Annotated in this window: 11 protein-coding genes; 1 reads left to right on the top strand and 10 read right to left on the bottom strand. The window is 70.7% G+C overall.

Annotated elements, in window-relative coordinates:
• Positions 1 to 92: 92 nt before the first annotated feature.
• From SSOG_RS09145 to SSOG_RS09110, 8 genes are all read right to left on the bottom strand, one after another.
• A complete protein-coding gene (locus SSOG_RS09145; RefSeq protein WP_009713931.1) occupies positions 93 to 2,243 on the bottom strand; it encodes an MMPL family transporter in 2,151 nt (716 codons plus the stop codon).
• A gap of 255 nt (positions 2,244 to 2,498) precedes the next feature.
• The gene (locus SSOG_RS09140) at positions 2,499 to 4,487 is read right to left on the bottom strand and encodes a GDSL-type esterase/lipase family protein (protein ID WP_050799824.1); all 1,989 of its coding nucleotides are present in this window, start codon (positions 4,485 to 4,487) and stop codon (positions 2,499 to 2,501) included.
• Positions 4,488 to 4,667: 180 nt separating this feature from the next.
• Positions 4,668 to 5,951, bottom strand: coding sequence for a glucarate dehydratase family protein (locus SSOG_RS09135; protein ID WP_039940850.1), 1,284 nt, complete (start codon positions 5,949 to 5,951; stop codon positions 4,668 to 4,670).
• Positions 5,952 to 5,995: 44 nt separating this feature from the next.
• Positions 5,996 to 6,964 (bottom strand): 5-dehydro-4-deoxyglucarate dehydratase, encoded by a 969-nt coding sequence (locus tag SSOG_RS09130; protein WP_009713928.1) that lies wholly within the window; start codon positions 6,962 to 6,964, stop codon positions 5,996 to 5,998.
• A gap of 102 nt (positions 6,965 to 7,066) precedes the next feature.
• Positions 7,067 to 8,437 carry a class-II fumarase/aspartase family protein gene (locus SSOG_RS09125; RefSeq protein ID WP_039936983.1) on the bottom strand — a complete coding sequence of 457 codons (1,371 nt, stop codon included), beginning with the start codon at positions 8,435 to 8,437 and terminating at the stop codon, positions 7,067 to 7,069.
• Between the two features lie 8 nt (positions 8,438 to 8,445).
• The gene (locus SSOG_RS09120; RefSeq protein ID WP_039936982.1) at positions 8,446 to 9,810 is read right to left on the bottom strand and encodes a cation:dicarboxylate symporter family transporter; all 1,365 of its coding nucleotides are present in this window, start codon (positions 9,808 to 9,810) and stop codon (positions 8,446 to 8,448) included.
• Between the two features lie 107 nt (positions 9,811 to 9,917).
• Positions 9,918 to 10,646 carry a GntR family transcriptional regulator gene (locus SSOG_RS09115; protein ID WP_009713925.1) on the bottom strand — a complete coding sequence of 243 codons (729 nt, stop codon included), beginning with the start codon at positions 10,644 to 10,646 and terminating at the stop codon, positions 9,918 to 9,920.
• Positions 10,647 to 10,705: 59 nt separating this feature from the next.
• Complete coding sequence (locus tag SSOG_RS09110) at positions 10,706 to 11,542, bottom strand: class I SAM-dependent methyltransferase (RefSeq protein WP_009713924.1); 837 nt, start codon at positions 11,540 to 11,542, stop codon at positions 10,706 to 10,708.
• A gap of 52 nt (positions 11,543 to 11,594) precedes the next feature.
• Here SSOG_RS09110 and SSOG_RS09105 point away from each other — a divergent pair, with 52 nt between their 5' ends.
• On the top strand, positions 11,595 to 12,389 hold the full coding sequence (locus SSOG_RS09105; RefSeq protein WP_009713923.1) for an IclR family transcriptional regulator: 795 nt from the start codon (positions 11,595 to 11,597) through the stop codon (positions 12,387 to 12,389).
• A gap of 205 nt (positions 12,390 to 12,594) precedes the next feature.
• Here SSOG_RS09105 and SSOG_RS09100 read toward each other — a convergent pair whose 3' ends face one another.
• The gene (locus SSOG_RS09100) at positions 12,595 to 13,647 is read right to left on the bottom strand and encodes a LuxR family transcriptional regulator (RefSeq protein WP_009713922.1); all 1,053 of its coding nucleotides are present in this window, start codon (positions 13,645 to 13,647) and stop codon (positions 12,595 to 12,597) included.
• A 50-nt stretch (positions 13,648 to 13,697) separates the two neighbouring features.
• Positions 13,698 to 16,055 (bottom strand): PA domain-containing protein (locus tag SSOG_RS09095; protein ID WP_039940849.1); only part of this gene is annotated, 2,358 nt, incomplete at its 5' end.

Below are 16,055 nucleotides of genomic sequence, written 5' to 3'. Positions count from 1 at the left end.
GACGGTCTCGACCCGGTCGAGCCGGAGCACCCGGGCGAGGGCACCGAGGACTTGCTCGGAGGCGGTCCCGGATCTCGTCCGTGCCGCCGCGCTCACCGTTGCAGCGCGGGCTCCTCGTCGTCGGCGAGCGACTGTTGACCGTCCGGCAGCTCCGCCGCTGGCCGGGACAGCCGGCTCGGCCACCAGATCCGCCGGCCGATCAGCAAGGTGAGGGCGGGCACCAGGACCGACCGCACCAGCAGGGCGTCGAGCAGCACGCCGAAGGCGACCAGGAACCCGACCTCGATCAGCATCACCAGCGGAAGTGTGGCGAGGACCGCGAACGTGGCCGCCAGGACCAGGCCTGCCGAGGTGATGACGCCACCGGTGGCCGAGAGGGCTTTGAGCATGCCCTCTCTGGTGCCGAGACGCACGGTCTCCTCACGGGCCCGGCTGGCCAGGAAGATGTTGTAGTCGACGCCGAGCGCCACCAGGAACAGGAATGCCAGCAGCGGCACCGAATAGTCGACACCCTTGAACCCGAGGATCGTGTCGAAGACGAACACGCTGCCGCCGAAGGCTGCGGCGAACGAGACGATCACGGTGGCCATCAGGACCAGCGGGGCCAGGATCGCGCGCAGCAGCAGCCCGAGGACGATCAGGACGACGGCGAGCACCAGCGGGATCACCAGCTTCTCGTCGCGCTTGGTGGTCACCTCGGTGTCGAGGTTCTCCGCACTCGGCCCGCCGACGATCGCCTCCGCCCCGCTCACCGCGTGCACGGCGGTGCGCACCCGCTTGATCGTGTCGTACTCTGCGACGGTGTCCGGCGCGTCCTTCGGGAACACGGAGATGTTGGCCCAGCCACCGCTGGTCTGCTCCGGGATGGCCAGGGCCACACCGCGAGTGTCCTTGACGATGTCGAGCACCTGCTCCTGGTGCGCCGGCCGCGTGAAGATCGTCATCGGCTGGCCGCCGAGCTCCGGGAAGTGCTGGCGGAGAACGGTGAAGCCGGTGACCGACTCCGGCGCGGACAGGAACTGGTCCTGCTCCCGCAGGGCGCCGGTGTTGCCCGCCAGCCCGATGGCGAGCACGCCGAGGACTCCGAGCGAGCCGAGCGTCGCCACCCACCGGCGGCGGCTGATGGCGGTGCCGAGCCGCCCCCACAGCCCCGGCTTCTCCTCCACGGCCGTGCTGAACCGCGGGATGGCCGGCCAGAAGATCCGCCTGCCGAGCACCACGAGCACCGCCGGGAACAGCGTCAGCATGGCCACCAGCGCGCACAGGATGCCGGCCGCACCGATCGGGCCCAACCCGCTGGTGCTGTTCAGGTCCGCGACGAGCAGGCAGAGCAGGCCGGCGACCACGGTGGCCGCGGACGCGACGATGGCCGGCGCCGCGCCGCGGAGCGCGTGGACCATCGCGACCCGGACGTTCTCATGGTGGTGCAGTGCCTCCCGATATCGAGCGATGAGCAACAGCGCGTAGTCCGTGCCGACGCCGAATACCAGGATCGTCAGCAGCGCCGAGTTCTGGTCGTTGACCACGATGCCGAAGCCCTTGACGAGCAGGTAGACGGTCCCCATCGAGGTCAGTGCGGCCGCGCCGACGGCCACCAGCGGGATGATCCACAACACCGGGCTGCGGTAGGTGAGGATGAGCAGGAGCGTGACGACGACGATGGTGGTGAGGAGGACCTGCACGTCGATGCCGTCGAAGACGGCGTCCATGTCGCCGTCGATCGCGGCCGGGCCGGTCACGTCGAGTTCCAGGCCGGAGGGGCGGTCCTTCGCGGCGTCACGCAACGGGCCGACGATGTCCTCCGGTGCGCCGTAGGTCGTGCTCACCTCGAGGGTGAACATCATCGCCTTGCGGTCGGTGGAGGGGCTCGTCGGTGAGCCCTCGTCGTCCTCGCCGGCCGCCGCCGTCGCCTTCGGCGGGTACCGCTTGGCAAGGGTGTTGTAGTGGCGCTCGACCGTCGCGCGGTCGGCGTCGGTCATGCCGCTGGCGCGGTGGTACACGAAGACGAACGTGTTGTTGTCACCGCCGGGGAGACTGTCGTCCAGCACCGCCACCTTGGTGGACTCGGCACTGGCCGGCAGGGTGTCCACGGCGCTGTCGGTGGTGACCGAGCTCAACTTTCCGCTCAGCGGCACCATGCCCGCCGCCAGCACCAGCCACAAGCCAATCACTAACCATGGCACCCACCGGCCTGCCAACCGACCGGCCGGCGCTTCCCCGGACGGCGCTGCGTTGACTGCCATCACTGGCCTCCTACATACGGGTTGCATCGCTTATCTGGATGCCTACTTCGTACCGAGCGAACCTGAGACGACTGTTAATACGGTGCTCAGGCCGGTTGGCCGAACCATGTGCCCAGCGCACGCACCAGCGTGGTGGCGAAGCCCCGTACTTGCTGCCTTTCTGGTGGTTGGTGCTCTCGGACGACTTCACCTTCACGCTCAAGCGCTGAGCCCTCCTCCGGGTCGGGGTCTGTCCGGCATGGTCGAAGACACCCCCTAACCGCCGAGCTTGGCCGAGATGATCGGGGCCAGGCGGGTCGTGATGGTGCGGTGGCCCTGGTCGTTCGGGTGGACGGAGTCGGAGAGGTCACCGGTGGACAGCCAGCCGGTGGTGTCGATGTAGGAGGCCCTGGTGTCGCCGAGGGCGGTGACGGCGGCCTGGGTCTCGGTGCCGAAGCGGCCGCTGAAGGTGCGCAGGGCGAAGATCCAGGCGCCCGGGTAGGCGGTGCGGACCTTGCGGAGCAGGCTGGTGTACGACGCCTGGAACTGCGCCGAACTCACGCCGCGCCCGACGTCGTTGGTGCCGAGGTTGATGACCACGGCGTTCGCCTGGTAGCGGGAGAAGTCCCAGGTGGGCGTGGTGGCGTTGGGGTTGAGCTTGGTGAACTGCTGCTCCAGGCTCATCCGGTCGTCCGCCGTGTCGACGAGTGCGGCGCCGCCCTGGGCGATCTGGGTGTGGTCGGCGCCGAGGCGTTCGCCGATGAGCCAGCCGTAGGCGGTGCGGGCGTTCTGGGAGGTGGTGGTGCCGACGGTGATGGAGTCGCCGACGAACTCGATCAGCTTCTTCGGGGTGGCCGGGGCGAAGGTGGTGGCGCCGCTGTCGAGGGTCAGGCCCTGGAAGACCGCGTCACCGTGATAACTGCCCGCGATCACCTGGTAGTTGACCTGGAGGGTGTGGTTTCCGGCGGCGAGCGGGGTCGGGGTGAGGTTCACCGTGCCCTTGGCCTCGTCGAAGAAGACGGCGGGGCCGCCGTCGATGCTGGCCCACAGGTCGATGGCGTTCCGCTGCTTGAGCTTGACGGTGCGGCCGGTGAAGCCGGTGCGGAAGTACGCGCCCGCCCAGTAGGGGGTGTAGGCGGTGGTGGAGGTCCGGGTGTCCCAGCGGCCGCTGAACTTGATGTTGGGGTCGCCCGGCTGGCCGGGAGCCGCGGCGGTGGCGGCCTTCACGGTGGCGGCGGACAGTTTGGCGCCGATGATCGGGGCCAGGCGGTTGGCGAACTTGGTGTGACCCGCCTCGTTGGGGTGGCCGTTGCCGTCCTCGTAGTCCGTGCCGTCGGTGAGCCAGCCGCTGGTGTCCACGTAGTACACCTTCGCGTCGCCCGCGCCGTTGCGCGCGCTCACCGCCGCCTTGGTCTCCGTCAGGTAGCGCTTCTTGAGGGTCTGGACGGCGAACAGCGCCGCGTTCGGGTACTTGGCGCGGATGTCGCGGAGGAGGGCGGTGTAAGCCGACTGGAACTCAGGCCCGGTGACGCCGTGTCCGATGTCGTTCGTACCGAGGTTGATGACGACGGCGTTCGCCTGGTAGCGGGAGAAGTCCCAGCCCTGGTCGCCGGTGGAGCCCGTCTTGAAGAACTGGGTGGCCAGGCCCACGCAGCCGTCCTTGCCGACCAGGCAGTAGCCCGCGCGGGCGATCTGGGTGTGGCGCATGCCGAGTTGTTCGCCGGTCTTCCAGCCGTACGCGTCGAGCGCGAGCCGGTCGGTGAGGGCACCGGCGGTGATGGAGTCGCCGACGAACTCGATGAGCTTGCCGGGTACGCGCGGGGCGGTGGTGCCCGCGCCCGCGTCGAGGACCAGGCCCTGGAAGACGGTGTCGCCGGAGCGGTAGGAGACGCGGAGGGTGTGGTTGCCCTGGGGGAGGGGCGTCGGGGTGAGGTTGACGGTGCCCTTGACGCCCGCGTGGAAGACGTCGGCGCCGCCGTCGATGCTGACGTAGAAGTTCACCGCGTTCCGGGCCTTGACCTTCACCGTCGTCCCGGTGAACGCGGTCTGGAGGTAGCCGCCGGTCCAGTTGGGGACGGCGGCGGTGGCGTTGCTGAGGTCCCAGCGGCCGGTGTAGACGATGTTCGGGTCGGTCACCGAGCCGTTCCCCAGGGCGCGGGTGGGGGTGTCCTGAGCGGCCGGAGCCGCGTGGGCGGTGGTGGTGCTCAGGCTCAGCCCCAGGATGAACAAAGACGTGGCCATGACAAACGCTAAGAGTCTGCGCATGGGAAGGGGGTCCTCTCGCTGAGGGGGCAGGAGGTGCCTGGGAGCGCTCCCAGGCACGGCGTGCGGTCACGATGGAAGCGATGAATCGGTTCAACGTCAAGGTGAAGCGCACACCTCGGGGCGCACACGCGTCCGGCCCGGGCCGCCCCCTCGGCGGCCCGGACCGGTCCGGAAAACGAGCTACCAGCGCGGAATCGCCGGGGTCTCCCACTCCGGGTCGGCGACCCGCATCGCGGCGGCGTCGTCGCGGTCCCGCATCGTGCCGTCGTCGTCCAGCCAGCGCTGGTGCAGTACGGCGAGCCGCTCACGGTCGAGCTCGACGCCGAGCCCGGGGGCGTCGGAGACGTCGAGACGGCCGTCCCGGAAGGTGAGGCGCTCGGTGATCACGTCCTCGGTCTGCCACGGGTAGTGGCTGTCGCACGCGTAGTCCAGGTTGGGCACGGTGGCCGCGACATGCGTCATGGCGGCCAGGCTGATGCCCAGGTGGGTGTTGGAGTGCATGGACAGGCCGACGCCGAAGGTGCGGCAGATGGCGGCCAGTTCACGGGTGTTGCGCAGCCCGCCCCAGTAGTGGTGGTCGGAGAGGACGACCTGCACCGCGCCCTTGGTGAACGCCTCCCGGATCTCCCCGAAGGTGGTTACGCACATGTTGGTGGCCAGCGGAACACCGGCGGCCCCGGCGACCTCGGCCATCCCGGGCGTACCGCTGGTCGGGTCCTCCAGGTACTCCAGGACGTCCCGCAGCTCCTCGGCCACATGCAGCGACGTGGGCACGGACCAGGCGCCGTTGGGGTCCAGTCGCATCGGCTGGCCGGGGAAGCGCTCGGCCAGGGCGCGGATCGCGGCGATCTCCTCGGCCGGCTCGAAGACCCCGCCCTTGAGCTTGAAGGAGGTGAAGCCGTAGTCGCGGGAGAAGCGCTCGGCCTGGGCGACCACCCCGGCCGGGTCGACAGCCGCGTCCCAGTCGTCGGGCTCGCAGGCGACGCCGTCCGGGTGCTCGGCCCAGCGGTAGAAGAGGTACGCGCTGTATTCGACGCGGTCGCGTACCTTGCCGCCGAGCAGCGCGTGCACCGGCAGACCCGCCGCCTTGCCCCAGGCGTCCAGACAGGCCACCTCGAAGCCGGAGACGATCGACAGCCGCAGCTTGTCCGCCGTCTGGACGCCGCGCAGGCCGCCGACGTCGACCGAGTTCTCCACCCGGGAGGCGTCCACCGCGACCTCGTCGGCCAGGGTGAAGAGCCCGTTCAGGTCGGTCACGCCGAGGCCGGGGAGCTTCTCGGCCAGCGGGCGGGCCAGGTCGAGGTACTTGGTGTCGCCGTACGTCTCGCCGATGCCGGTCACCCCGCCCTCGGTGACCACCTCGATGATCAGCCGGGGGGTGTACGGCTGGTGGACGCCCTGGGTGTTCAGCAGCGGCGGGTCGGCGACGAGGATGGGCGTCAGCCGCACCTCGGCGATGGTCAGGGCCTGAGCCTCGGGCGTCTGCGCCTGAGTCTGCGTCGTCTGCGTCAACGTGTGGCTCCCACGAGGTCGAGTCCGGTGGTCAGAAGGGCTTCGAGGTCGGCCAGATCGTCCGGGCCGGGGTCGGCGAGCGGTGCGCGCACCGGGCCGACCGGCCGCCCGCGCAGCCGCGCCGCCGCCTTGACCAGCGAGACGGCATAGCCGGGGACACGGTCGCGCAGCTCGACCAGGGGTACGTAGAAGTCACGCAGCAGCCGCTCCACCGTAGCGTCGTCGCCGTCGCGCTGGGCGGTGAAGAAGGCGTTCGCGATCTCGGGGGCGAAGGCGTGCACGGCCGACGAGTACGCGGTGATGCCGATGCTGGCGTACGGGCGGGCCTGGACCTCGGCGGTCGCGGCGCCGTTGAAGAACAGGAAGTCCTCCGGCGCGGCCAGCTTCAGGCGCTGGAGCCGGTCCAGATCGCTGTGCCCGTCCTTGAGCCCGATGACGCCCGGGATCGTGGCCAGCTCGCGCAGCCCGTCGATGGTGAAGGCGACCTGGTCGCGCTGGTACGCGATCAGCGGCAGCCGGGTGCGGGCGGCGATCTGCCGGACCTGCTCGACCAGCCCCGACTGCGGGCCCTTGACCAGGTAGTGCGGCAGGACGAGCGCGGCGTCCGCGCCCGCCTCCTCCGCGATCCGGGCGAACCGCGCCGCCTGCGCCCAGCCGTAGCCGATCCCGGCGACGACCGGCAGCCGGCCGTCCGCCTCACGGACGGCCGCGGTGATGACCTCGCGGTACTCGTCCTCGTCCAGGGAGAAGAACTCCCCCGTACCGCACGCCGGGAAGATCGCCCCCGGGCCGGTGTCGATCTGCATCGCGAGGTAATCGCGGAACGCGGGCAGATCGAGCGCGGCCGAGCCGTCGCCCCCCTTGTCGCCGGTGAAGCTGGTCAGCGGGAACGAGAGCACGCCGCTCGCCATCCCGTCGCGCAGCCGGGCCGCCGTCGTCGCCGCATCGGCCGTGAGGGCCGCCATGACTCGTCTCCCTATGTAGATGACGTCTACGTATGAAGATAGAGATTAGGAATGCGCACGCGGGGGCGTCAATAGGCGGGACTCGAATGCCATAACCTGCGGCTACGCGGAAGACCCCCGGCCGGGCCGATCCGTGCGGGCCACGCCGCGCGCCATCGTGGCCGCGCTGCCCAGATAGCCGGCGGGGTCGCACAGCTCGGCGATCCGGTCGGCGCCGATCTGGTCCACCAGCTCGGCGTGGTTCCGCAGCTCGCCCTCCAAGGTGGTGCCGGTCTCGATGGCCGTGCGGCACGCGTCGTAGACGACATCGTGGGCCCGCTGACGGCCCAGGACGGGCGCGATGTCCATCATCACGGCCTCGGCGACGATGAGCCCGCCGGTGAGGTGGGTGTTGCGGCGCATCCGGTCCGCGTCGACCTCCAGGCCGGAGAGCATGAACGCGGCCTGGTGGAGGGAGCTGGACAGCAGCAGGAAGGCTTCGGGGACCGCGGCCCACTCCAGGTGCCAGGGGCCGGTGGCCCGTTCGAAGTCCTGCATCATCGCGTCGAGCACGGACGAGGACTTCTCCCGCAGCAGCTTGGCGGCGGCCAACATCAGCTCGCTGGAGATGGGGTTGCGCTTCTGCGGCATGGTCGAGCTGGCGCCGCGTCCCGGGACGAAGGGCTCCGCGAGTTCGCCGAACTCGGAGGAGCACATCATCATCACGTCCCAGGCGATCTTGCCCAGGGAGCCGCCGATCGAGGCGAAGAGCGTCACGAGCTCCACGAGCCCGTCCCGTGCGACGTGCCAGGTGATCGCGGGGTCGCTCAGCCCCAGTTCGGCGGCGAGGACGGCACGGGTCTCCAGCCCCTCCGGGCCCGGGCCGAGGGAGGCCAGAGTGCCCGCGGCGCCGCCGAACTGCACCATCAGGGCGCGCCGCCGGGCCTGCTCCAGACGCTCGGCGTGCCGGTCCAGGGCGGACAGCCATACGGCGCAGCGGTAGCCGAAGGTGACGGGGAGGGCGTGCTGGAGGTGGGTGCGTCCGGCGGTGACGGTCTCGGCGTGGTCGTCCGCGAGCTGCTGGAGTACGTGGCGTACGCGGTCGAGCTGGTCCTGGAGGAGCGCGACGCCGTCCTTGCACTGGAGCATCACCGCGGTGTCCATGATGTCCTGTGTGGTGGCACCCCAGTGGAGGTAGCGGCCCGCGTCACCGCACTGGTCGGCCACCTGCTTGACGACGGGGAGGACGGGATAGCCGACGATCTCCGTCTCCGTGCGCAGCCGCTCCAGGTCGAGGCCGCCGGGATCGGCCCGGGCGGTGATGTCCTCGGCGGCCCCGGCGGGGATGATGCCGACCTTGGCCTGGGAGCGGGCGAGGGCCGTCTCGGTGTAGATGATGCGCTGCACGTAGGCGGTGTCGCTGAAGATCTCGCGCATGGCCGGGGTGCCGAACATGTCGCGGAACAGCAGGGAGTCGAAGACGGTACTGCTCATGGGCTGGCTCACTTCGCGGTGGAGGGGACGGGCACGGCGGTGTTGTCGGGGCGGGGCTCGGTTTCGGTTTCGGGCTCGCGCTCCGGCTCGGGCTCGGCCAGGAACGCGTCGGGATCGGCCAGGGCGCGCCGCACCGTGTCGACGTCCATCTCCTTGCACCACTTGGCCAGGACGAAGGTGGCGACCACATTGCCGAAGGTGTTGCAGAACGCGGTGGCCATGGACATGAAGCGGTACACGCCGAAGAGCACGGCGGTGCCCTCGATCGGGAGGTCGCCCGTGGCCGCGACGGTGGAGGCGAAGACGACGAAGGTGCCACCGGACACGGTGGCGGCGCCCTTGGACGTCAGCAGCATGATGAGCAGCAGGCCGAGCTGCTCGGGCAGGCCCATCGGGATGCCGTAGGCGTTGGCGACGAAGAGGGTGCAGATGGACAGGTAGAGGGAGGTGCCGTCGAGGTTGAAGGCGTAGCCGGTGGGCACGACCAGGCCGACGCTCTGCTTCGAACACCCGGCCCTGGTCAGCTTCTTCAGCAGCCCGGGCAGCGCCGCCTCGGAGGACGCGGTGCCCAGCACGAGCGTCATCTCGACGCGTACGTACCGCAGGATGCGCCAGATGTTGAATCCGGCGAGCAGACAGATCAGACCGAGGACGCCGAACACGAACACGGCGACGACCAGCCAGTATTGGAGGACGAGTTCGGCCAGGGCCAGGAGCATCGCGCTGCCGCTGGTGCCCACCGAATACGCGATGGCGCCGAAGGCCCCGATCGGGGCGAGCTTCATCACGACGTTGACGAAGGCGAAGAACGCCTCCGAGACCACTTCCAGGCCGGAGTTGACGCGCTCCTGCATATGCGGCTTGAGCGCCAGCAGACCGACGCCGAACAGGACGGCCACGACGACGACCTGGAGGAGCTGGCCGGAGGAGAAGGCGCCGACGAAGTTGTCGGGGACGATGTCCCGGATGAAGGCGGTGACCCCGTGCTCGCCCTCTCCCGCCGAGGGCGCCTGCGCCGCGTCGGCGCCGGGGGAGAGGCGGCCCGCGCCCTTTCCCACGCCGAACAGGTTCGCGGCCACCAGGCCGAGGAGCAGCGCGACGGTGGAGACGACCTCGAAGTAGACGAGCGCCACGAACCCGAGGCGGCTCGCCTTCTTCAGATCGCCCGCCGAGGCGATGCCCATGACGACGGTGAAGAAGACCAGCGGCGCGACCCCGGCCTTGATCAGCGCCAGGAACAGATCGCCGACGATCTTCAGGTCGGCGGCGAAGCCGGGAAAGGCGAAGCCGACCGCGACGCCCAGGACCATCGCGATGACGACCTGCGCCATCAGGCCCCGGTACCAGGGTGGGCGCGCCGTGTGGGCTGTCATGCGGAGACCTCCTTGTCTAGACACGAGTCATGTCTAGACAAGAATGGCCGTGGAGAGGCGTGTGTCAAGGGGTGTGGCAAACATCGATCGGGCGGTCGCGCCTCGCGCTACCGCCGCTGGAGAACCGTCTCGTAGACGAACCGGTCACCGGCGTGGGTGCTCACGGTGACCTCGAAGAGGGCGCCCGAGGCGTCGTAGTAGCGGCGTACGAACTCCAGCCCCGGGCTCCCCGACTCCACCCCGAGGTGCGCCGCCGCCTCCGCCGGTACGCCCACCGCCCGGACCTGCTGCACCACCCGGTCCACGGCACGCCCCGTACGGGCCTCGATCGAGTCGGCGATCAGCCGGCCGCTCTCCTCCGCCAGATCCCCGGCGACGGCCTTGGCGTCCCCCGGCTCCAGATACACCCGCGCCCAGGACACGACCTCGTCGGGGCTCCCGGGGTCCCGCCGGGTGGAGGTGACGCACACCTGCCGGGCCCCCTCGGCGAGCCCGGTGACGGCGGAGAGTTCGGCGTCCACCGTGATGGGCTCCACCGACAGCACGCTCCGTACGGCGGCCTCGCCGTACTGGGTCAGGTCCTCCACGCTCCCCAGATGGGTGGTGAACGCGGCCACCGGCGTCGAGCGCTCCACCCGGGTGCCGGTCCCCGGATGGCGGGAGATGAGCCCGGCCACCTCCAGGCGGCGCAGCGACCGCCGCAGCGTCTCCCGGGAGACGCCGTACTCGGCCGCCAGCTCGGGCTCGGTGGGCAGCAGCTCGCCCACGGGCCACCGCTCGGCGGCGATCTTCTGCATGAGGTCGCCGGCGATCACCACGTAGCGCGGCTGCCCCACGACGAACTCCTTGCTTGCTGCGGACCCTTCCCCCGAAATCCTAGAACACCGCCGCGGTCTCACCCGGAGTGCTGTCCGGAGTGCTGTCCGGTGCGCTGTCCAGCGCGGAGGACGCTCAGATAGCGGCGTGACGCCCGGTCGCCCATCCGGGTGCGGATGCGCTCGGCGACGGCGTCGAGCAGGGGCTCGCGGACGTCGCGGTCGAGCCTGCGGTACGGCGACGTCGAGCGGAGGAGATCGGCGAAGCCGTCGCCGTCGAACCACTGAACGGTCGGGTACCAGCGCACGATCGGCGGGCCGAACAGTCCGCCGGGGTCGTCGACCAGCCCCCACCCCGCGTCGGTGGCGCGCACCTCGTCCTCCAGCGGCGGATGACCCCAGTCGGGGTTCCCGGGGCAGAACCGCTCATGGAGATCGGCGGTCTCTGCGTACACCTCCGGCTCTCCCGGCCGACGCACCACGACGTTGCCGAGCAGCGCCATCCAGCCGCCGGGGCGGAGCACGTCATGCGCGCGCCGCCAGCCGATCGACGGGTCCACCCAGTGCCACGACGACGCGGCCACCAGGACGTCGAAGCGGCCGCCGCGGTCGTCCCACTCCTCGAACGTCGACCGCTCGACCTCGACATCGCGGAAGTCGGCCAGCCGCCGGCGGGCGAGTGCCGCCATGTCCGCTCCCGGCTCGATGGCGGTCACCGGACATCCCAGCGCCGCCAGCGAGCGCGTCGCCTGACCGGTACCGCAGCCCACCTCCAGCACCGACGACCCTTCGTCCATACCGGTGACGGCGGCGAGGTCCGTGAACAGCTCGTCGGGGTATCCCGGCCGGACCCGGTCGTACAGTTCCGGCACCTCGTTGAACACCCGGCCGAGGCCGCGTGGGTTCGGGTCTGGCATGGCATCCTCCTGCCGTCATTGTTCACGGCGGCCGAGCATTACGATGCGACCCATGGCGGAAACCGGTGGCGTACGTGAAGTGAAGTCGGCGGGCCGCACCGTGCAGCTCCTCGAAGTGCTCGCGGCCCGCGGTGACCAGCCCGCCCGGCTCCGGGAGCTGGCCGAGGAACTGGACGTGCCGCGCAGCAGCATGTACGCGCTGCTCCAGACGCTCATCGACCGCGGGTGGGTGCGTACCGACGTCACCGGCTCGCTGTACGGCATCGGCATCCGGGCCCTGCTCACGGGGACGAGCTACCTCGACAGCGACCCGCGGGTGCGGGCCACCCGGCCCTATCTGGACGAGGCGTCCGACGCCCTCGGCGAGACCATCCACTTCGCCCGGCTGGACGGCGGCGACGTCGTGTACCTCGCCACCCGCGAGTCGCACGAGTACCTGCGGCCCTTCAGCCGGGTGGGCCGCCGCCTCCCCTCGTACGCCGGAGCCCTCGGCAAGGCGCTGCTCGCGGAGCGCGCCGACGACGAACTCCCGCTGCCGGAAGGGCCCTTGGAGCCGCTGACCCCCAAGACCCACCGTGACCGGGCGTCCCTGACCGCCGACCTGGCCCGCACCCGCGAACGGGGCTACGCGGTGGACCGCGAGGAGGGCGTCACCGGCATCGTGGGCTTCGGCTTCGCCCTGCGGTACGACGACCCGGCGGTCGACGCCATCAGCTGCTCGGTGCCGACGGCCCGGCTGGGGGAGGCGGGGCGGGAGGCGCGGATCGTGGCGGTGATGCGGGAGATCCGGGCAAAGATCGAGGCCGCGGCCCCGAGAGCGGCCGGGTCAGCCACGCAGTGGCGCTAGCGCGCCCTTCCCCCACCCCGCCCCTACCCACTGCATCCGATATGCGGCTCCGCCGCGTGGCGGGGCAAGCCCCCGGGCGCGCGCGCCCGGCCCCGGGTAGTCGGCGCCCGGGGCGCAGCGCGAGTTCGCTCAGGTGCGCGGGAGGCAGGGTGCCAGGGGCCGGGGTGTCCCCGGGGTCGGGGAGGGGCGGGATGGGGGAAAGCCGCTACGTCCAGCCTCGGTGGGCGGCTCGGGCGCCTGCTTGGAAGCGGCCTCTCGCGCCCAGGCGGCGTTGGAGGCCGCTGATGCGGCGGCGCAGGGTGCGCAGGCTGATGCCCAGGTGGCGGGCTATGGCCGCGTCCTTCATGCCTACCGCCAGCAGGTCCACCAGGTTGCGGTCCGCTTCGGTGAGGTCTTCGGGGCTCTCGTCGCGTACGCCGCTCAGGGGCGTGGCCTGCTGCCACAGGGTTTCGAAGAGGGTCCGCAGGGCGTCCGTGAGGGCGGAGTGGCGGACGATCACGGCGCAGTAGCCCGGGCCCGCGTCCGTGCTGGTCAGCGGGAGCATCGCCGAGCGGCCGTCGACGACCAGGAGCTTCATGGGGACGGCGGGGAGCACCCGGGCCTGTTCGCCGAGGGCGACCATGCCCTCGGCGTAGGCGAGGAGTTGGGGGGTCTCCAGGGAGGAGACGGAGTAGATGGTGCGGTAGGAGACACCGCGGCGCAGCACCTCGCTCTGGAGGTCGAGTTGCGGGGTGAGCGGGGCGAGGTAGGGCGGGGAGTCGAAGAGGCAGATCTCGTGTTCGGCCCGGGCGTACAGCTCTTCCAGCCGTGCGGCGTTGGCGCTCTCGCCGTGCACCACTTCGATCAGGCCGGACGGTTCGGCCCGCAGCGCCCCGGCCGCGTAGACCTTGGCCAGGTCGTCGGCGGTGGCGGCGAGGAGTTCGGATTCGGATTCGCGTTTGCGGATGAGGGCCCGTACGGCGATGCGGGGGTCGACCGGGCGCAGCCCGCCCGTGGAGTCGGGGGCCTGGAGGAGGCCGAGGCGCAGGAGCCGGGCGCAGCCGCGGCGGATGCGGGAGGGGGAGGTGCGGAGCAGTTCCGACCAGCCGGTGACGCCCGCGTCGGGCTGGTGGAGGATCGCGTGGTACAGCGTCTCGTCGAAGTCGGAGACCCCCGCCGCGGCCCAGGGGCTCGGGGGCGCGGCAGGGGTCTCGTCGGATGCGGATGCTGCTCTGCTGTCCACTTCTGGCGGCTCCAGCGCGTCGATGCAACGATTCAAACAACGGCACGCTAGACGGAGTTTGTTACCGCCGAAGGAAGGATTTCAGCCTACTTCAGGCCATATGCACGAATGACCGTTTGATCGATTCGGTTGCCGTCGGCGTCGGTGGCCTGGACGCGCAGGCCGGTGAAGCCATTGGTGGCGCCGAGCCGGGGGTGGTCGACGGTGGCCCGGTAGGCGGCGCCGGAGCGGCTGAGTTTCACCGCCTTCCAGGTGGCGCCGTCGTCGTAGGTCACCCACGCCTTGAGCGAGCGCACCTTCGCGGCCGCCGCACCCTCCTGCTGGCGTGGGGTGAGGCCGAAGGTGAAGGGGTGTCCGGCCTTGGCACGGCCCCGCAGGTCAACGCCCAGGTCGTAGTCGAGGGAGAGCAGGGGGAGGGCGGTGGCCTCGGCGGTGTGGGCGGAGGCGAAGTCCCACTGGGTCGTGGTCCGGGTGGAGTACGCCGACCAGGCGGCGGTGCGACGTGCGTCGATCGTCAGCCGGTACGCGGCCTTCGCGGCCGGTACGGCGAAGGTGCCCGAGCCGTACTGCGCCTCGCCGACCAGCGTGCCGTCGGCGTACAGGCTGGTCTTCACCGCGTCGATGCCGTCCTTGGCCGCGCCCGCGGAGCCGTAGTGGCCGGGGCCCGAGTCGGAGAACTCCGGTATGGCGACGGTGAGTTGGTCGCCCTTGCGCTCCGAGGTGCCGAACTCGGCGGCGGTGGTGGGACGGATGACGGGCGACAGCCAGTCCGCGGTCTCCTTCGTCCCGGGCGCGTAGCTTCGCAGCGGCGACCACTGCCGTCCGCCGCCGTCGTAGTCCTGCATGGCGGTGCGCCAGACGCGGGTGTCGGGGTCGGCGGTGTAGTACTCGGTGCGCTGGGTGCCGTGCGGCACCTCGGACTTCTGCTCCACGGAGAAGAGCTGGTAGGGGCGGAAGGTGTGGGTGGCCTCGGCGCCGAGGTGTCCCTTCGCGGAGCCGTGGTAGCGGGCGGTGACCTTGTGGGTGGTGCGGCTGTCGAGGGGGTACGTGAGGTCCTCGCCGATGGCGTCCCGCTCGGGCAGCAGGACGTCGTACAGGTAAGGGCTGTTGGCCGTGCCGCCCAGCTCGATGGTCACTCCCTTGGACTGGCCGTCCAGCAGCGAGAGCAGCTTGTCGCCCTCCTCGCCGGGCACGGATATGACGGGAATCGTCGCGCTGTCGACCGCGGTGATCCACAGGCCGAGCGTGGTCTTGCGGTAGACGAGGACGTACGCGGCGCCCGCCTTGGTGGCGTTGATGACCGCTTCGTCGGGCCATCCGTCGGGCGCCAGGCCCACCAGCACGGCCTTGCCCTTCACGTCCAGGCCCTCGAAGTCCTCGGGCGTACCGGCCCCGGCGGCCACCAGCCGCACCTTCCGCTTACCGTCGATCTTGACGGGCCAGCCGGTGTACGTGCCCGCGTACTCCGGGTTCAGCGTGACCCGCTCGGGGCTGGTGACGCTCGCGGTCAGCTTGGTCTTCTCCAGCCGCCAGCGGCTGTAGAACTCGAAGAGGCCCTCGGTGACCTTCTCGGTCGGCGCCGCGTAGATGTGCTTCTTCCACCTGCCCATGGAGTAGGTCAGGCCGAAGGAGCTGCCGCCCTTCACCTCCCGGTGCCAGGAGGTAATCGGTCCCTGGGACTCGACGTCCTTCTCCTTCGTCTGTGGCTTGATCTCGACGGCCTTGCGGGCGTCGAGGGTGAGGGAGGTGTCGCCGTTCAGCTCGATCTGCGGATCGCCCACCACGCTCGTCGCGATCTCGTGCTTCCCGCTGTCGTAGACCGGGATCCAGGTGGCGAGGGAGTACGTGCCGGGCGGCAGCTGGAAGGTGTCGGAGCCGCTCACGTAGCCGAACTGGTTCTGGCTCGCGTCACTGAGCCGCTGGAGGGTGTAGAGCGCCGACCCGGGTGACTGCTTGCCCTCGCGGTCCAGCAGGGTGACATTGAGGTCGTAGAGCTTCTCGGCCTTCTCGTAGGCGACGGCCGTGGTCACCTTGACCGTGCCGCCCGCGCCGTCGTCGCCGGTGGCGGTGATGTATCCGGCGTGGCGGCCCGCCTCCGCCTTGGCCGGGTCGACGGTGACCAGGGCCTTCACCTCGCCGTTCGCGGGCACGGTCACGGTGTCGGCGCCGAAGGTGAGGGAGTCGTCGCCGACCGAGGACGCCAGCTTCAGCGTCACGGGCTTGTCGGTGGCGTTGGTGTACCTGATGGTCCGAGGGTCGGCCTTGTCGGCGTCGTACGCGTACTGGCCGTAGTTGAGGACCGGGGTCCCGAAGACGTTCTGGGAGGCCGCGCGCGGTACGTCGACCCGGCCGTCGCCCTGGGTGAACGGGCCGTCCGCCGCGCGGGTCTTGGCGGTGCTGGCCAGGGCGTCCTTGATCTGCCGGCCGGTCCAGTCGGGGTGGAC

The sequence above is a fragment of the Streptomyces himastatinicus ATCC 53653 genome, assembly GCF_000158915.1.
Classification (GTDB): Bacteria; Actinomycetota; Actinomycetes; order Streptomycetales; family Streptomycetaceae; genus Streptomyces; species Streptomyces himastatinicus.
Note: the sequence above shows the minus strand (reverse complement) of the source record. Positions and strands in the feature narration are given on the sequence as shown.